At 47.8% G+C, this 13958-nt stretch carries 14 protein-coding genes; 3 read left to right on the top strand and 11 right to left on the bottom strand.

Features of this window, described 5'->3' with window-relative positions; translation table 11 throughout:
• The first annotated feature begins 33 nt into the window (after positions 1–33).
• Positions 34–1605, top strand: coding sequence for a methyl-accepting chemotaxis protein (locus tag RBK99_RS08770; RefSeq protein WP_317504227.1), 1572 nt, complete (start codon positions 34–36; stop codon positions 1603–1605).
• On the opposite strand, the gene cysE is transcribed toward RBK99_RS08770, so the two are convergent.
• From cysE to RBK99_RS08790, 4 genes are all read right to left on the bottom strand, one after another.
• Positions 1602–2417 (bottom strand): serine O-acetyltransferase, encoded by an 816-nt coding sequence (gene cysE / locus RBK99_RS08775; protein ID WP_317504228.1) that lies wholly within the window; start codon positions 2415–2417, stop codon positions 1602–1604. The genes RBK99_RS08770 and cysE overlap by 4 nt on opposite strands.
• Positions 2418–2426: 9 nt before the next feature.
• The gene (locus tag RBK99_RS08780) at positions 2427–2885 is read right to left on the bottom strand and encodes a DUF2489 domain-containing protein (RefSeq protein WP_317504229.1); all 459 of its coding nucleotides are present in this window, start codon (positions 2883–2885) and stop codon (positions 2427–2429) included.
• Positions 2885–3298 carry a GTPase-activating protein gene (locus tag RBK99_RS08785; protein WP_317504230.1) on the bottom strand — a complete coding sequence of 138 codons (414 nt, stop codon included), beginning with the start codon at positions 3296–3298 and terminating at the stop codon, positions 2885–2887. The genes RBK99_RS08780 and RBK99_RS08785 overlap by 1 nt, the downstream gene beginning before the upstream one ends.
• 625 nt (positions 3299–3923) lie before the next feature.
• The gene (locus RBK99_RS08790; RefSeq protein ID WP_317504231.1) at positions 3924–4550 is read right to left on the bottom strand and encodes a c-type cytochrome; all 627 of its coding nucleotides are present in this window, start codon (positions 4548–4550) and stop codon (positions 3924–3926) included.
• A 195-nt stretch (positions 4551–4745) separates the two neighbouring features.
• On the opposite strand from RBK99_RS08790, the gene yihA reads away from it, so the two are divergent.
• Positions 4746–5366, top strand: coding sequence for a ribosome biogenesis GTP-binding protein YihA/YsxC (yihA, locus tag RBK99_RS08795; protein ID WP_317504232.1), 621 nt, complete (start codon positions 4746–4748; stop codon positions 5364–5366).
• A complete protein-coding gene (locus tag RBK99_RS08800; protein ID WP_317504233.1) occupies positions 5353–6270 on the top strand; it encodes a DMT family transporter in 918 nt (305 codons plus the stop codon). The genes yihA and RBK99_RS08800 overlap by 14 nt, the downstream gene beginning before the upstream one ends.
• 122 nt (positions 6271–6392) lie before the next feature.
• Here RBK99_RS08800 and polA read toward each other — a convergent pair whose 3' ends face one another.
• From polA to dprA, 7 genes are all read right to left on the bottom strand, one after another.
• A complete protein-coding gene (gene polA, locus RBK99_RS08805) occupies positions 6393–9158 on the bottom strand; it encodes a DNA polymerase I (RefSeq protein ID WP_317504234.1) in 2766 nt (921 codons plus the stop codon).
• Positions 9159–9557: 399 nt separating this feature from the next.
• The gene (gene aroE, locus RBK99_RS08810; protein WP_317504235.1) at positions 9558–10397 is read right to left on the bottom strand and encodes a shikimate dehydrogenase; all 840 of its coding nucleotides are present in this window, start codon (positions 10395–10397) and stop codon (positions 9558–9560) included.
• Positions 10394–11308: an oxygen-dependent coproporphyrinogen oxidase gene (gene hemF, locus RBK99_RS08815; protein WP_317504236.1), complete on the bottom strand. Its 915-nt coding sequence runs from the start codon at positions 11306–11308 to the stop codon at positions 10394–10396. The genes aroE and hemF overlap by 4 nt, the downstream gene beginning before the upstream one ends.
• Positions 11301–11861 (bottom strand): L-threonylcarbamoyladenylate synthase type 1 TsaC, encoded by a 561-nt coding sequence (gene tsaC, locus RBK99_RS08820; RefSeq protein WP_317504237.1) that lies wholly within the window; start codon positions 11859–11861, stop codon positions 11301–11303. Before tsaC ends, hemF begins: the two co-directional genes overlap by 8 nt.
• Positions 11862–11888: 27 nt before the next feature.
• Positions 11889–12401: a DNA topoisomerase family protein gene (locus RBK99_RS08825; protein WP_317504238.1), complete on the bottom strand. Its 513-nt coding sequence runs from the start codon at positions 12399–12401 to the stop codon at positions 11889–11891.
• The gene (locus RBK99_RS08830; protein ID WP_126781548.1) at positions 12401–12874 is read right to left on the bottom strand and encodes a DUF494 family protein; all 474 of its coding nucleotides are present in this window, start codon (positions 12872–12874) and stop codon (positions 12401–12403) included. Before RBK99_RS08830 ends, RBK99_RS08825 begins: the two co-directional genes overlap by 1 nt.
• A 3-nt stretch (positions 12875–12877) precedes the next feature.
• Positions 12878–13915 carry a DNA-processing protein DprA gene (gene dprA / locus RBK99_RS08835; RefSeq protein ID WP_317504239.1) on the bottom strand — a complete coding sequence of 346 codons (1038 nt, stop codon included), beginning with the start codon at positions 13913–13915 and terminating at the stop codon, positions 12878–12880.
• Positions 13916–13958: the final 43 nt, after the last annotated feature.

Here is a 13958-nt window from a genome sequence, read left to right on the forward strand (position 1 = left end):
CATTGATGTTAATCAAACTTTATTAAGGCGCCTATGAAAAACAATGGTCCGGTTACAGGAAAGGAATGCCGCTTTCCAGACCACTATCGACTCATCTCTTCAACCGATCTTAAAGGGGTTATCAGTCACTGCAACGAGGATTTCGTTAATGTGAGTGGGTACACACGGGAGGAGTTGATTGGTTCTCCGCATAACGTTCTTCGTCACCCCGATATGCCCGGCGGTGTTTTTGAGCAGATGTGGAAAACCATTAAGCGCGGCAAGCCCTGGATGGGATTAGTGAAAAATCGCTGCAAAAATGGTGACCACTACTGGGTCAGTGCTTATGTCACTCCGATAATGGAAAATGGCAAGCCAGTAGGATTTGAATCTGTTCGGGTGGCAGCATCTGAAGAAAGCAAGAGACGCGCACAGAGCGTTTATGATCGCCTTAATGCCGGCAAGCATGCCATACCGCTTAGTAAGCGTTTATGGCTGAACTGTAAAGACTTACTACCGATTGTTATCCCAGGCTTAATCGCCAGTGCTGCCATAGCATTGCTGAATGAGCCTGTCGCGGCACTTATTGCATTAGCGGCCACTGTGGTTACCACCTTTGCTTACGGGGCTTACATTGGCCGTATGTTGCAGGGGCTCCTGGAATTACGGCCCGAGGCGTTCGACTCCGAACTGGTTGGAATGACGTACTTCGATAAACAGGGCCGGGAAGCAAAGCTTGCCATGCAGCTGCTTAGTGAAGGAGCGAGAAACCGAACCGCTTTAAGTCGCATGAAAGACGCCGTTGGCAGTCTTTTAAAGGTAACGGACGACACCTACGATCAAGCCCAGTTAAGTAAACAGTATGTCGACAAACAAACCGCAGCAACAGAACAAACCGCCACAGCTATGAATGAAATGGCAGCCGCTATTCAGGAAGTCGCAGACACTGTGGAGCGAAATGCTCAACAAGCGGAATCAGCCAAGGCAAATGTCGACGAGAGCGTTGGACTTGCAAGAGAGGCGAGCGAAGTTATAGTGAAACTGCATGACGCAGTAAAACAAATAGCTGAGACGGTTAAAGAGCTAGACCAATCGACAGGAGCCATCGGTGAAGCCGCTGACTTAATATCTTCTATTGCTGATCAAACCAACCTATTGGCTCTGAACGCTGCGATAGAGGCAGCCCGAGCCGGTGAACATGGTCGTGGGTTTTCTGTTGTTGCTGACGAGGTTCGCTCGCTGGCCTCCAGAACAACCCAGTCTACCGAAGGTATTCACAGGGTGATTCAGCAGTTGCGCGACCGCGCTCGTAATGCTGTAGAGGTTTCTAAACAAGGTGAAGAAGCCGCCGCTGAGGGAGTGGAGAAAGTCCGTCTGGCGGATAGCGCGCTCGGTGAGATCTCAACTGCAATTCAGGACATTTCCGATATGTCCTCGCAAATGGCTTCAGCCGTTGAGGAACAAAGTGGTGTGGCAGAGCATATCAGCGAACAAATTACCGAGATTGCTGATACCGCACGACATACTCAGCAAACCGCAGAGCAAACCCAGCGCTCAAGCAACGAGCTGCAAAATACGAGTAAACAGCTCTATTCATTGATTGAGCGCTTTAACCTAAAAAGCTAGGAGTTTTGCTTAGCATCGTCTTGATGAGAGCGCCGTTTAGCGGCGCGCTCACTTTCCTCCAAAAACTCGACGTCATCCATATCGACTTTGGGGATTTCCCCACAGACATCACCGCCGAGTTTATTAACCGCCTGGCAAAGGTCTGACACTTTATTATCCAGCACTTGCACATGATCCAGCATGCGGCCGATTGCCGTTGCTACCGGGTCTGGGTTATCGGCCGAAATCGCATAAGCATCAAAACCGTATTCTTTTGCCATTTTTTTACGGCGCTCGGTGGTCTCCGCATCCACAGCAGACTGAGCAACCCGAGCCGGAATACCCACCACCGTGGTGAGTTCTGGTACATCACGGACAACCACCGCATTAGAGCCAATACGCGCAGACTTACCTACCGTAATGGGACCTAGTAGCTTCGCACCGGCGCCAATAACAACGCCGTCCTCTAATGTGGGATGACGCTTGCCTTTATTCCAGCTAGTGCCGCCAAGGGTTACTCCGTGATAAAGCGTGACATCATCACCTATTTCAGCAGTTTCACCAATCACGACCCCCATGCCGTGGTCGATAAAAAAGCGCCGTCCAATCTTAGCGCCCGGATGGATCTCGATGCCCGTTAACCAGCGGGAAACATTTGAGATAAACCGAGCTAACCAATACAGTTTCCAACCCCAGAGTTTATGGCTTAGCCGGTGAAACCAAATGGCATGAAGCCCGGGATAATGAAATAGGACTTCCATTGTATTTCGCGCTGCCGGGTCTCTGGCAAATACGCTGGCAATGTCTTCTTTTACACCTTTAAAAAACGCCATGCCGCCTCCTCAGGCCGCCGGAAATTGCTTTAGTAACTTATCTACGTCCGCAAGAATAATATCGCGCATAGACGTTTCATAGCCTTCACGCTCGTCGTCCATTTCACGAATCTTCTTCTTAGGAAACTTCTTACGCGATTCGTGTGTCGGCATATGTTTAATTTTTTCATACATCTCGTGCATTGCCGGGTAGTCTTGCGAATAGTCATGTTCAACCGCTTCGGGCCGATGATCCAGCAAAACCACTATGCGTAGACAACCTTCCGATAAAGGACATTGTTCCTGCTGCATGGCCTTAGCAATGGTAATAATGCTTTCATCGATGCGATCAACGCGTTTCTGTACTGCGGCTTTACGCGTTTCTGTCTGACCACGTAAACGCAGGAGTAAGGTTGCAGCGTACCAACCCAGAGCGACAATAATCACTACGCCTACAATGGCAATAATCCAATAGAGTTCGCTGGACATTAGCTCTCCTCGTCGTCCCATTCCTCATCAAGTTCATAACCCAGTTTTTCAACCAGCTGCTCGTAACGTTCTGACTTTTCATCAAGATAGCGTTGCTCTTCTACAGTCAAAGGCTCATCGCTTTCAAAACGTTCAATCAGTAACTGAAGCTTCGTATCTTCTTGTAGCTGTTTCAGTTCCTGCTCGGGCGTCATCACCAGAGATACCTTACGACGGCTTCCGTGTCGGGGATCTTTTTCATCGCCTTTTGTTTTGTTTGGTTGCAGAACTTTAGCGGATGAGTGGCGTTGTCCCGGGGCTTGTCCTTTACCTACTTTTTTGCCTTTTGACGCAGCGTCTGTTGCCCGATTGTCTCTTGGTGTCTTAGGCTGAGCAAGCGGCCCTGCTTTACGTGTCTTTTTTTGGCGAGTCATGGTCGCTCCTGAATAAGAACTAATAGGTCCTATTGTAACGCAATAATCAAGATTACGTCAGTGGAGTAAGTTAATTGCGGCTTTAATAGCGGTTTTTAGAGGGTTTTTCTTTCAGGCAAGAAAAAAGGCGATGCTTTCACATCGCCTGCTTCTCTCATATAATTGGCAGCGCACTGCAACTATGAGAATGGTTGTCACTGCTTCCGAGTTGTTATTGCGGTTTTCCGTAACCTATCTTTTATTATTGTTATTATTAAATGGAGCAACCACTAGCCTATTGGCTTTACTCCCTGGATTATCGAGAAATAAGATAAAACCTTGCTTTTCGATAACCTCTCGACCTCTTGTTATTTTTTTGTGTCGAGTCAGCTGTATTTTTACAGTCTTTTTATTATTTTCTCAAGGACTTTCTAACATCTTTTTTTTGTTTTTTTCTGTCCGGAAGGCCCCTGAGCGTTGTTAAGACTACTTGAACCAAATATTAATTCAATGATTTTCTTGATCTAAAAAAACACTTTTTTATTACTTTTCGTTAACAACCCGTAAAAAAGGGCTTATTAAATAACATTTTTCATAGGCACAAAAAAAGCGACTTGCGCCGCTTTTCTATCGATATGGCCCTATTTTAATGCAAGCCACTCAGATACTTAGACAACAATTCAATTTGTTCGTCAGTCATCTTTTCTGCTACGCCCTGCATCATTCCGTTCGGATCGTTATCACGTTTACCGCTACGGAACATTTTCAACTGAGACGCATTATAAGCCGCATGTTGGCCTGAAATATCAGGAAAAGCAGCCAATCCCATACCGTTACCACGAGGACCGTGACAGCCAGCACACGACGGCATATTCGTTTCAGGATCGCCACGACGGAAAAGATCAGCACCGGGTTTTATTAACTCTTTCGGTGTCTGCCCTTTGGGCGCATCTTGTGAGGCATAAAACGCCGCTAAATCGGCCATGTCCTGTTCAGATAACGCGGCAACCTGCCCCATCATAATAGGGTTATTACGACCTTCTTCGCCGCCGGTTTCAGACGCCAGTTTAAAATCTTTCAATTGTTTCAGCAGGTACGTTGCATGCTGACCGGCCAAATGCGGATACATATCGGTCGGAGATACACCATTGGGTCCATGGCAAGCCGCACAAACTTGCGATTTTTCTTTTCCGGCTTCAGCGTCGCCGCTTTGTGCTACTGCGATACCGGCGGTACCGAAGAAAAGTCCCAAAAAGATTGCGAATTTTTTCATGTTTGCTTCTCTTCTGTTCTGGATGGCGCCACGCGCCCCAATAAATCACCTTGAGCAGTTTGCTATTTTACACAAAACTTGTGTGGATTAAACGATTAAAACCGAATCAATTGCCAAATGATCATTGGAGATACAGCTCTGATACTTCATAATGCGCGTAGACGTTCCATTTTATCAATAAAAGTGACCTTAACAGTGACAGATAAGCAATTAGATTACGCATCGGCAAAATTTGTGACCAGTGCGCCGGACATCAGCAAGTTGCCGCCGGACACAGGTATAGAAATAGCTTTCGCCGGCCGTTCTAATGCTGGCAAATCCAGTGCATTAAATACACTGACTCGGCAAAAGTCACTGGCACGTACCAGTAAAACACCTGGGCGCACGCAGTTAATTAACGTCTTTGAGCTGGACAGTGGTCAACGCCTTATCGACTTGCCAGGCTACGGCTTTGCAAAAGTGCCACTCGCGGTAAAAGAAAAGTGGCAACGCTCTTTAAGCGAGTACCTTCAGCAACGAGATAGCTTAAAAGGCATCGTTGTACTAATGGATATTCGGCATCCGTTCCGCGAAACTGATCAGGAATTAATTTATTGGGCTGTCGATTGTGAACTACCGGTACTGGTGTTGCTCACTAAAGCCGATAAACTCAAGCAAGGCGCCCGTAAGTCCACCGTTTTACAAGCACGCCAAGCAGCAATAGCCTTTAATGGTGACGTTCAGGTCGAGGCCTTTTCCTCGTTAAAACGGTTTGGTGTCGAACAGGTCGAAGAAAAACTCAATCACTGGTATAGCAAAGCGTATGACGACGAATAACACCCCGCCTCTAGGTGCATGGTTATTACTGGGGCTGCTCGCGTTGATATGGGGCAGCTCTTTTTTATTGATTAAAAAGGGGCTACTGGCTTTTGGTCCAATGGAAGTGGGAGCCCTTCGTATTAGCTCAGCCGGCATTGTACTTGCCCCTTTTATTGCACGCCGCCTTAATAAAATTACTCGCAAGCATTGGTTAAAGTTAGCCAGTGTTGGTTTGGTCGGCAGCCTTATCCCTGCTTTTATGTTTGCCATAGCGCAAACTCAATTGGCCAGCGGTGTTACCGGTGTATTAAATGCCCTAACCCCGATAGCAACCTTGGTCATTGGTTCATTGTTCTTTCACCAAAAAGCGAAAGTGGCTCAAGTGATAGGCGTTGCTATCGGTTTGTTCGGAACCTTACTACTGGTAACCGCGTCAGCGGGCGGTGGTTGGAGCTTTAACCTATACGCTCTGTTAGTGATGGCAGCGACCATCTGCTACGGCATCAACCTGAATCTTATTAAACATAAAATCAGTGATTTATCGCCTTTAACCATTACTGGTATTTCACTGCTAATGGCCGCTATTCCGGCAACCCTTTATTTGTTTACAGGCACCGAATTCGTCACCCAGGTTCAACAGCCGGGCGCGTTATTGTCGCTATTTTCAGTGTTAGCTTTAGGTACTATCGGAACCGCGGGCGCTTTGGTTATTTTTAACCATGTTGTGCAGCTAACGAATACCGTTTTCACCAGCTCCGTCACGTATTTAATTCCGGTCGTCGCGGTGTTGTTAGGCGTACTTGACGGTGAGTCGTTCTGGTTACAACAAGGGGTTGGAATGTTGGCAATCCTTGTTGGCGTCTGGTTTGCCAACCGCAAGGGCCGCAGCGGTCTCGCGGGCATCCCTCAAGAAGAGAAATAAAAAAGCCCGGCTCAATGAGCCGGGCGAAAAGTAATCCAGGGAGAACAATTTTTTGAGGGAGGATTAATCCCCTCAATTATTGTGACTAGACCCCTGCTAGAAAGTTCACAAAAATCGTAAAATTAATGCGCTTCATCCCAATTTTTGCCCTTACCCGCTTCGGCAATCAGCGGCACATCAAGGCTTGCGGCCTTTTCCATTACCTCAGTTAACTGCGCAATATAATCGTCCAATTTGGCTTCTTTTATCTCAAACACCAATTCATCATGAACTTGCATTAACATGCGCACGTCATTCTGGCACTCATTACTATCAATCCAGTCAGCCACTTTGAGCATGGCTTTCTTAATAATGTCGGCTGCCGTTCCCTGCATGGGGGCGTTAATAGCGGCCCGTTCGGCACCTTTCCTACGCGCGCCATTACTGGCTTTTATATCCGGTAGCGGCAAGCGGCGACCAAACAAGGTTTTGACATACCCCTGCTCTTTGGCTTGTTTGCGCGTATCTTCCATGTAACGCAGCACCCCTGGGAACCGCTCAAAGTACTTATCCATATAGTGTTGAGCATCATAACGGGAAATGCCTAACTGACGCGCCAGCCCAAACGCCGACATACCGTAAATTAAGCCAAAGTTCACGGCCTTCGCCTGTCGTCTTTGATCATCAGACACTTCCTCGGCTTTACAACCGAAGACCTCGGCCGCCGTTGCCCGGTGAATATCCAGCCCCTCAGCAAAAGCCTTTAACAAAGACGCATCTTGAGACAAGTGCGCCATAATACGCAGTTCAATCTGACTGTAATCAATAGCCACTATTTTGTACCCCTGCTCAGGTACAAACGCCTGGCGCACTCTACGCCCTTCCGCGGTACGGATAGGAATATTTTGCAAGTTCGGGTCAGTGGAAGACAATCGACCGGTAGCCGTTACTGCCTGCTGATAAGACGTGTGCACGCGGCCTGTATCAGGATTAATCATCTTCGGCAGTTTATCGGTGTAGGTCGACTTTAATTTAGACAGGCTTCGGTGCTGCAAAATAACATCCGGTAAAGGATAGTCATGAGCCAACTCCTGCAGAACCTCTTCTGCAGTGGAAGGCGCCCCTTTCGGCGTTTTCTTAACAACCGGCAGCTCCAATTTTTCAAAGAAAATGCGCTGTAACTGTTTAGGCGAACTTAAGTTGAATTCTTCACCGGCAATATCAAACGCCTTTTTCTCCAGTGCATCGAGCTTTTCAGCTATCTCCTGGCTTTGTTTACCCAGTAGATTTGCATCAATGCGCACGCCATACTGCTCCATGTCGCACAATATCGGAATAAGCGGCACTTCAATATCGGTCAAAACGCTGTGCAATTCAGTACCAAGGTCCTTTACTTTATTCCACAGCACGTCGTGCAATCTGAAGGTAATATCGGCATCTTCAGCGGCATAAGGCCCCGCCTGCTCTAAATCAATTTGGTTAAAGGTTAATTGTTTCGCTCCTTTACCGGCAATCTCTTCAAAACTGATGGTCTTATGATTCAGGTAATGCAGACTCAAAGTGTCCATATCATGACGCGAGCTAACACTGTTAAAAACATAAGACGCAAGCATGGTGTCGTTCAGAATACCGGCTAACCGAATATCGTAACGGCGCAGAATATGCGCGTCGTACTTTAAGTTTTGGCCAACCTTTTGTGGTTTACTTGCTTCAAGTAATGGTTTTAACTGCTCCAGCAACCAGTCCCGCCCAACTTGTTCAGGTGCGTCCATGTAATCGTGACCAACCGGAATGTAGACTGCCTCACTGGGGGCCGTCGCCAACGACACACCAACAAGTTCCGCCTGCATGTAATTCAGACTGGTGGTTTCCGTATCAAAGGCAAAATAATCACATTGTTTAACTGACTTTAGATAGTCGCTGACTTCCTTTTCCGTCATGAGCACACGGTACGCATCGCTGCTTATGTCGCTCTCTGGCTTTTCACCGTCTGCTTCACCCAACGCCTGATCCGTTGCGGCACCCGTTTCCATAAGCTCACCTAACCAACGACGGAATTCACAGCGGCCATAGAGCTCAGCAAGCTTCTCGCCATCAGCGGTTTGTATTGTTAATTCTTCCGGCTCCAAGTCCATTGCCACATCAAGCTTAATAGTCGCCAATTCACGAGACATCAGTAACTGCTCTTTATATTCTTTTAGCTTTGCCGGCATAGACTTCGCACCGCGGAAAGACAGCTCAGTGACCGCATCCACGTTCTCGTAAATAGCGTCAATACTAGGAATACTCTGCAGCATGGCCTGCGCGGTTTTCTCACCCACCTTCGGCAGCCCGGGAATATTGTCCGAACTGTCTCCCATTAGGGCGAGATAGTCGATAATTTGGTTTGGCTTCACGCCGAATTTTTTCTCGACACCTTCGGGGTCTAGTAACGTATCGGTCATGGTATTAATGAGCATGACATGCTCATTCACCAGCTGAGCCATGTCTTTATCACCTGTACTGATCAGCGTGAAACGGCTCTTTTCTCCAGCTTGCCGCGCTAAAGTCCCAATAACGTCATCCGCTTCAACATCATCAACGCATAGCAATGGCAGGCCCATTGCCCTGACAATATCGTGTAGAATCCCAATCTGGGAGCGCAGATCGTCCGGCATAGGCGGTCGGTTCGCTTTATAATCCTCATAGATATCGCTACGAAACGTTTTGCCTTTGGCATCAAAAACGACCGCCATATGGCTCGGTTTATAGCGTTTTAGCAAGCTTCGCAACATATTAACGACGCCATAAATAGCCCCTGTCGGTTCACCTTTGGAATTGGTTAAATGCGGTGGCGCATGAAATGCCCGAAACAAATAAGAGGAACCATCAACGAGGATAAACGGATTTTCTGGAACGGATGTGGCCATAGTTAAAAACCTAAATTAAGCGTTACCTATAGGATGCCACAGAACAGCTATTCAGGCCACAGAACAGAGTGTGGATAACCTGTTAACAACTCTGTTAACAACGACTAATCCCACAGCCGGAAATTAATATTTCCCCGTGTCTGAAATTTACTTAAGTTATTGATAATGTGGGATTTAAAACGGCAGGCATCCCTAAATGCCTAGTACTTTTTATTATTATGCTTCACTGTGGAAACTATTCTGTTTACGTCCTGAAATGGAAGGAAATGCGTCGTAAACAGGTCAGACAGATTACCACAAAATCAGCAATGGTCTACTGACAAATTCAGTTTTTTTATAACCTTTTGTTCCGCATTTTTGGTTACTTATAAAAAGTAAAGAAAAACCCTTTCCAATCAATTAACTAGACGATCTGAATTGAGCCATAACAAATGCAGTATCCGGCCGTTCACCGCCCATCCAGAGCTGATACGATGAGGCTGCCTGTTCAATCAACATACCGAGTCCGTCGGTCACCTTTTTGCACCCGGCCTGGCTCAGCTGCTGCATAAATACTGTAGGTTTGTCGGCATACATCAAATCATAACCGCAGGCGTTTTCTGCAAGTACCGGCGGTAACAGTAACTCCTGCCCCGATAAACTGCTGCTGGTTGCATTAATCAATAGCTCAATAGGCTGGTTAATGTCCGAGGCAGATGAATGCACCTGAATTTGTTCAGCGGCAACCAGTCCCAGTGCCATCAATTCAGATTTTAGCGTTAGCGCTTTCTCAACCGTCCGGTTTATTAAGTAAAGGTTTTTGGGTTTTTGCTCCAATAACAAAGGCAGTATTCCACGAGCCGAACCGCCTGCACCAAAAACAACTAGTGAGCGCTCACTTACGCAAAAACCCTTATTATGAATATCTTTAATCAGCCCTTCACCGTCGGTATTGTCACCCAATAGTTGGCCTGACTCATTGGGAATTAACGTATTCACCGCACCGGCTAATCGTGCCCGGTCGGTCAGTTGCGTAACCAGTCTTGCCGCCTGCTGTTTAAAAGGAAGCGTGACGTTAGCGCCCAACCCGCCGTGGCGGAAAAATTCAGCCACGCTTCGGGAGAACCGCCCGGGGGTTGTCAGATGCCGTCGATACTCAACCGGTTCCTGCCTAGCCTCAGCAAACAGCCCATGAATGCGCGGCGACAGGCTATGCTCAATGGGATTTCCAAATACACCCAACTTAGCTGCCGGTTTCATTTAGCTAGCCAGTCTCTGGGCTTCAGGTAATACGCGGTGAGTTCCTCTTCAGCTGAACCCGGCTGCGGTTGCCAGTCATACTCCCAACGCGCCAGCGGTGGCATCGACATCAAAATGGATTCAGTTCTGCCGCCTGTTTGTAAACCGAACAAAGTGCCTCGATCCCACACCAGATTAAACTCGACATAACGCCCACGACGATATAACTGAAAATCTCTTTGCTGCTGGTTATATGCGAGTTCCTTTCGGCGCTCCACAATAGGGATATAGGCTTTAGTGAAAGCATCACCTACCGCTTTTATCACCGAAAAACACTCTTCAAATGAACGATCGTTGAGGTCATCGAAAAAAATGCCACCCACACCACGCGCTTCTTCACGGTGCTTGAGAAAGAAATAATCATCACACCAGGCTTTGTACTCCGGATAGAGCTTTTCATCCACACTGTCCAACGCGTCTTTTGCCTGCTGGTGCCACTCAATCACATCTTCTTCAAAAGGGTAAAACGGCGTTAAATCAAAACCACCACCAAACCACCAAACGGGCTCTTTGCCTTCTTTTTGCGCAATGAAAAAACGGACATTCATATGCACGGTTGGCACCATGGGGTTTTTGGGGTGCATTACCAAAGAAACACCACACGCATTAAAGTCACGACCTTCCAGCTCAGGTCGGTGCGCTGTTGCCGATGCAGGCATCTTTTCGCCATACACATGAGAAAAGCCAACACCACCCTGTTCAAAAACAGCGCCATTTTTCATCACTCGTGAACGGCCACCGCCGCCGCCCGGGCGATCCCAGCTGTCTTCCTGAAAGTTATTCTCACCATCAGCTTCCGCTAGCTTTTGACAAATAGCGTCCTGCAAAGACATCAGGTAGCTCTTTACCTGAGTTAAGTAGTCATTATGCATCGTCTCTGAACACCTGGTTATTTAATGGGTCAATAATACGAGTCGGATTCGTGGCTCCGCCAGTGTTGTCATCCATGATCCAATCTACGCTGTCACCAAATTGCAACCGAACGTCGGCAGCCGTACGTGCAGGTTCCTGTCCGGTTAAATTGGCGCTGGTAGAAACCAAAGCGTGGCCTAGCTCCCGGCATAATGCTCTGGCAGGTTCATGCGCTGTCACCCGCACTGCAATCGTCTTTCTGCCACCAGTCAATAATGACGACACGCCCTTCCGAGCTGGCAAAATTAATGTCACCGGCCCGGGCCAATGCGACAAAACAGTAAAGCGTTTGTCCTGAGAAATAGCTGAGTCTTCGACAAAAGGGAGTAACTGACTGTAGTCAGCAGCAATTAAAATAAGACCTTTTTCTGCCGGGCGCTGTTTTAAGCTTAACAATCGCTGTATCGCAACCTCGTTGCCCGGGTCACAACCCAGGCCAAAGACAGCTTCTGTCGGGTAGGCAATAACGCCTGTTTTTATTGCGCTATGCGCCGCTTCCCATTTATCTGCCATAATCGCTCCTCCACTCAGGGTCTCGGATTATAACGCGTCCGACTTGTAGTCGCATTGCTTTTGCGGACAGACTTTACGAATTCCGGCAGCGGATTTCTTTTTCACCAGCAACGGGTATTGGCATTTGGGGCAGGTTTCATCAACCGGGGGTTGATTCACGGTAAATTCACATTTGGGGTATTGGTCGCAGGCATAAAAGACCGTGCCGCGTCTGGAGGTTTTTTGCTGTAACTGACCCTTACCGCATTCAGGGCAAGTGATAACACTCTCTTCGTCCGCATTTGGTTCGGTAACGAACTCACATTCAGGAAAGCCGCTGCAGCCAACGAATAAACCATAGCGCCCGCTTTTAAGCTGCAATTCTTTACCACACTCAGGGCAGGCCACACCGAGGTCTTCGGGCTCAATCTCTGATTGCTCGCGAAGGCCTCGTTTGTAATCGCAGTCAGGGTAACCGGTACAGCCGAGAAAACTGTTGTGCCCGACATGTTTAATGACTAATGATCGCTCACAACGCGGACAGCGCTCATCTGATGACATTAATGTAAGGGCCCTTCAGCTTCCTCAAACAGCAAACCTTCCATCTGGTCATAGGCAGCTTCCTGCCCCGGTACGTTAAACAGTACCATCAGCACAACCCACTTCAGGTCGTCCAGTGTAAAGTTTGCCGTTTCCAATTCCATCACGCGGTCGATAACCACTTCACGTGTGGCAAAATCTAACACGCCCAGGTTTTCTAAATACATCAGAAAACCCCGGCTCTGACTGTCTAACCGAGTCATCTCTGCCGCGGTATAAATACGGGTAGACTGCTGCGGAGCGACATCCAAATAAGATTTGGTTTCCATCTCCTGTAAATCGGCCAGACGCTCTAACCACGCCAAAGCCTTCTGGATTTCCTGATGGCGGAAACCAGCCCGGGTAAGTTCATTGGTTAACTCATCGTGATCAACCACAACTTCCATTTCGGAATGAATGTAGTTTTCAAACAAGTACATGAGGATATCAAACATACTTTAGCGCCTCCCCACTTTGATATAACCGCCTGGTACGGCTGCCACTAGCCCTTCTAATTCGAGTAACACTATCTTCTCCATGACTTCAGCAACCTCGAGTCCCGACAATTGTACCATGTCATCAACTGTTCGTGGCTCTGAACTCAGACTAGCGAACAATCGATTGTTTGCCAAGCTTTCATCGCGACATTGTACACCTTCTGACAAGACACTCTCCGCGTCGTCCAGCGAGAACCACTCCAGAATATCCTGCGGTGTATTAATGAGCTTGGCACCTTGTTGTATTAACCAGTGACAACCCTGATGTTCCGGCAATAAAACAGAGCCCGGAACGGCTCCCACCTCACGCCCTTCGTTTAATGCGTGTGTAGCCGTGGAAAGCGATCCACTTTTGCGCGCGGCCTCAACCACGACAACGGCCTGACTAATACCACTAATAATACGGTTACGACGGGGAAAATGATCGATTCTGGCGGTTTGTCCTGGAGGAAATTCGGAAATCAGCAACCCCTGATGCGCAATAAAGTCCTGCAGTGCTTTATTTCGCCTGGGATAATACTGATCAATGCCGGTGCCCAGAACGGCTATTGTTTTCCCTTTGTCCGCCGCCGTTTTATGGGCCTGCGCATCAATACCCATAGCCAAGCCGCTAATAACCACAATACCAGCAGCCACCAGGCGTTCACTAAGCCAGTCGGCTATCTGCAACCCGCTATGTGTGGCTTTTCGACTGCCCACAATTGCCACACTAACGCCGCTTAATAACTCTTTACGGCCCCGGTAGTAAAGCAACCACGGTGGATTGGTTATCGCTTTTAGCGACGCGGGATAGTCGTTACTGAAATAGGATATAACCCCTTGATAGTCGCTAAGGCACCAATTTTCAGCCGCTTTTAACCAGCGTGCTTCTACCGGTTTTAACGATTGCCCCCATCGCTCAAACAACTCCTGCCAACTGTCACATTCTCGCGCGGCTTTCTGTACCTTGTTTGATGCACGTGTCATCCCCATTAATACACATAATTCCTGTCTGTTCACAGACTGTCCTTGACCTACCAATTTAAGGTAAACTAAGGGTAGA

Origin of the sequence: Idiomarina solivarensis (assembly GCF_033052755.1) — a bacterium.
Lineage (GTDB): Bacteria > Pseudomonadota > Gammaproteobacteria > Enterobacterales > Alteromonadaceae > Idiomarina.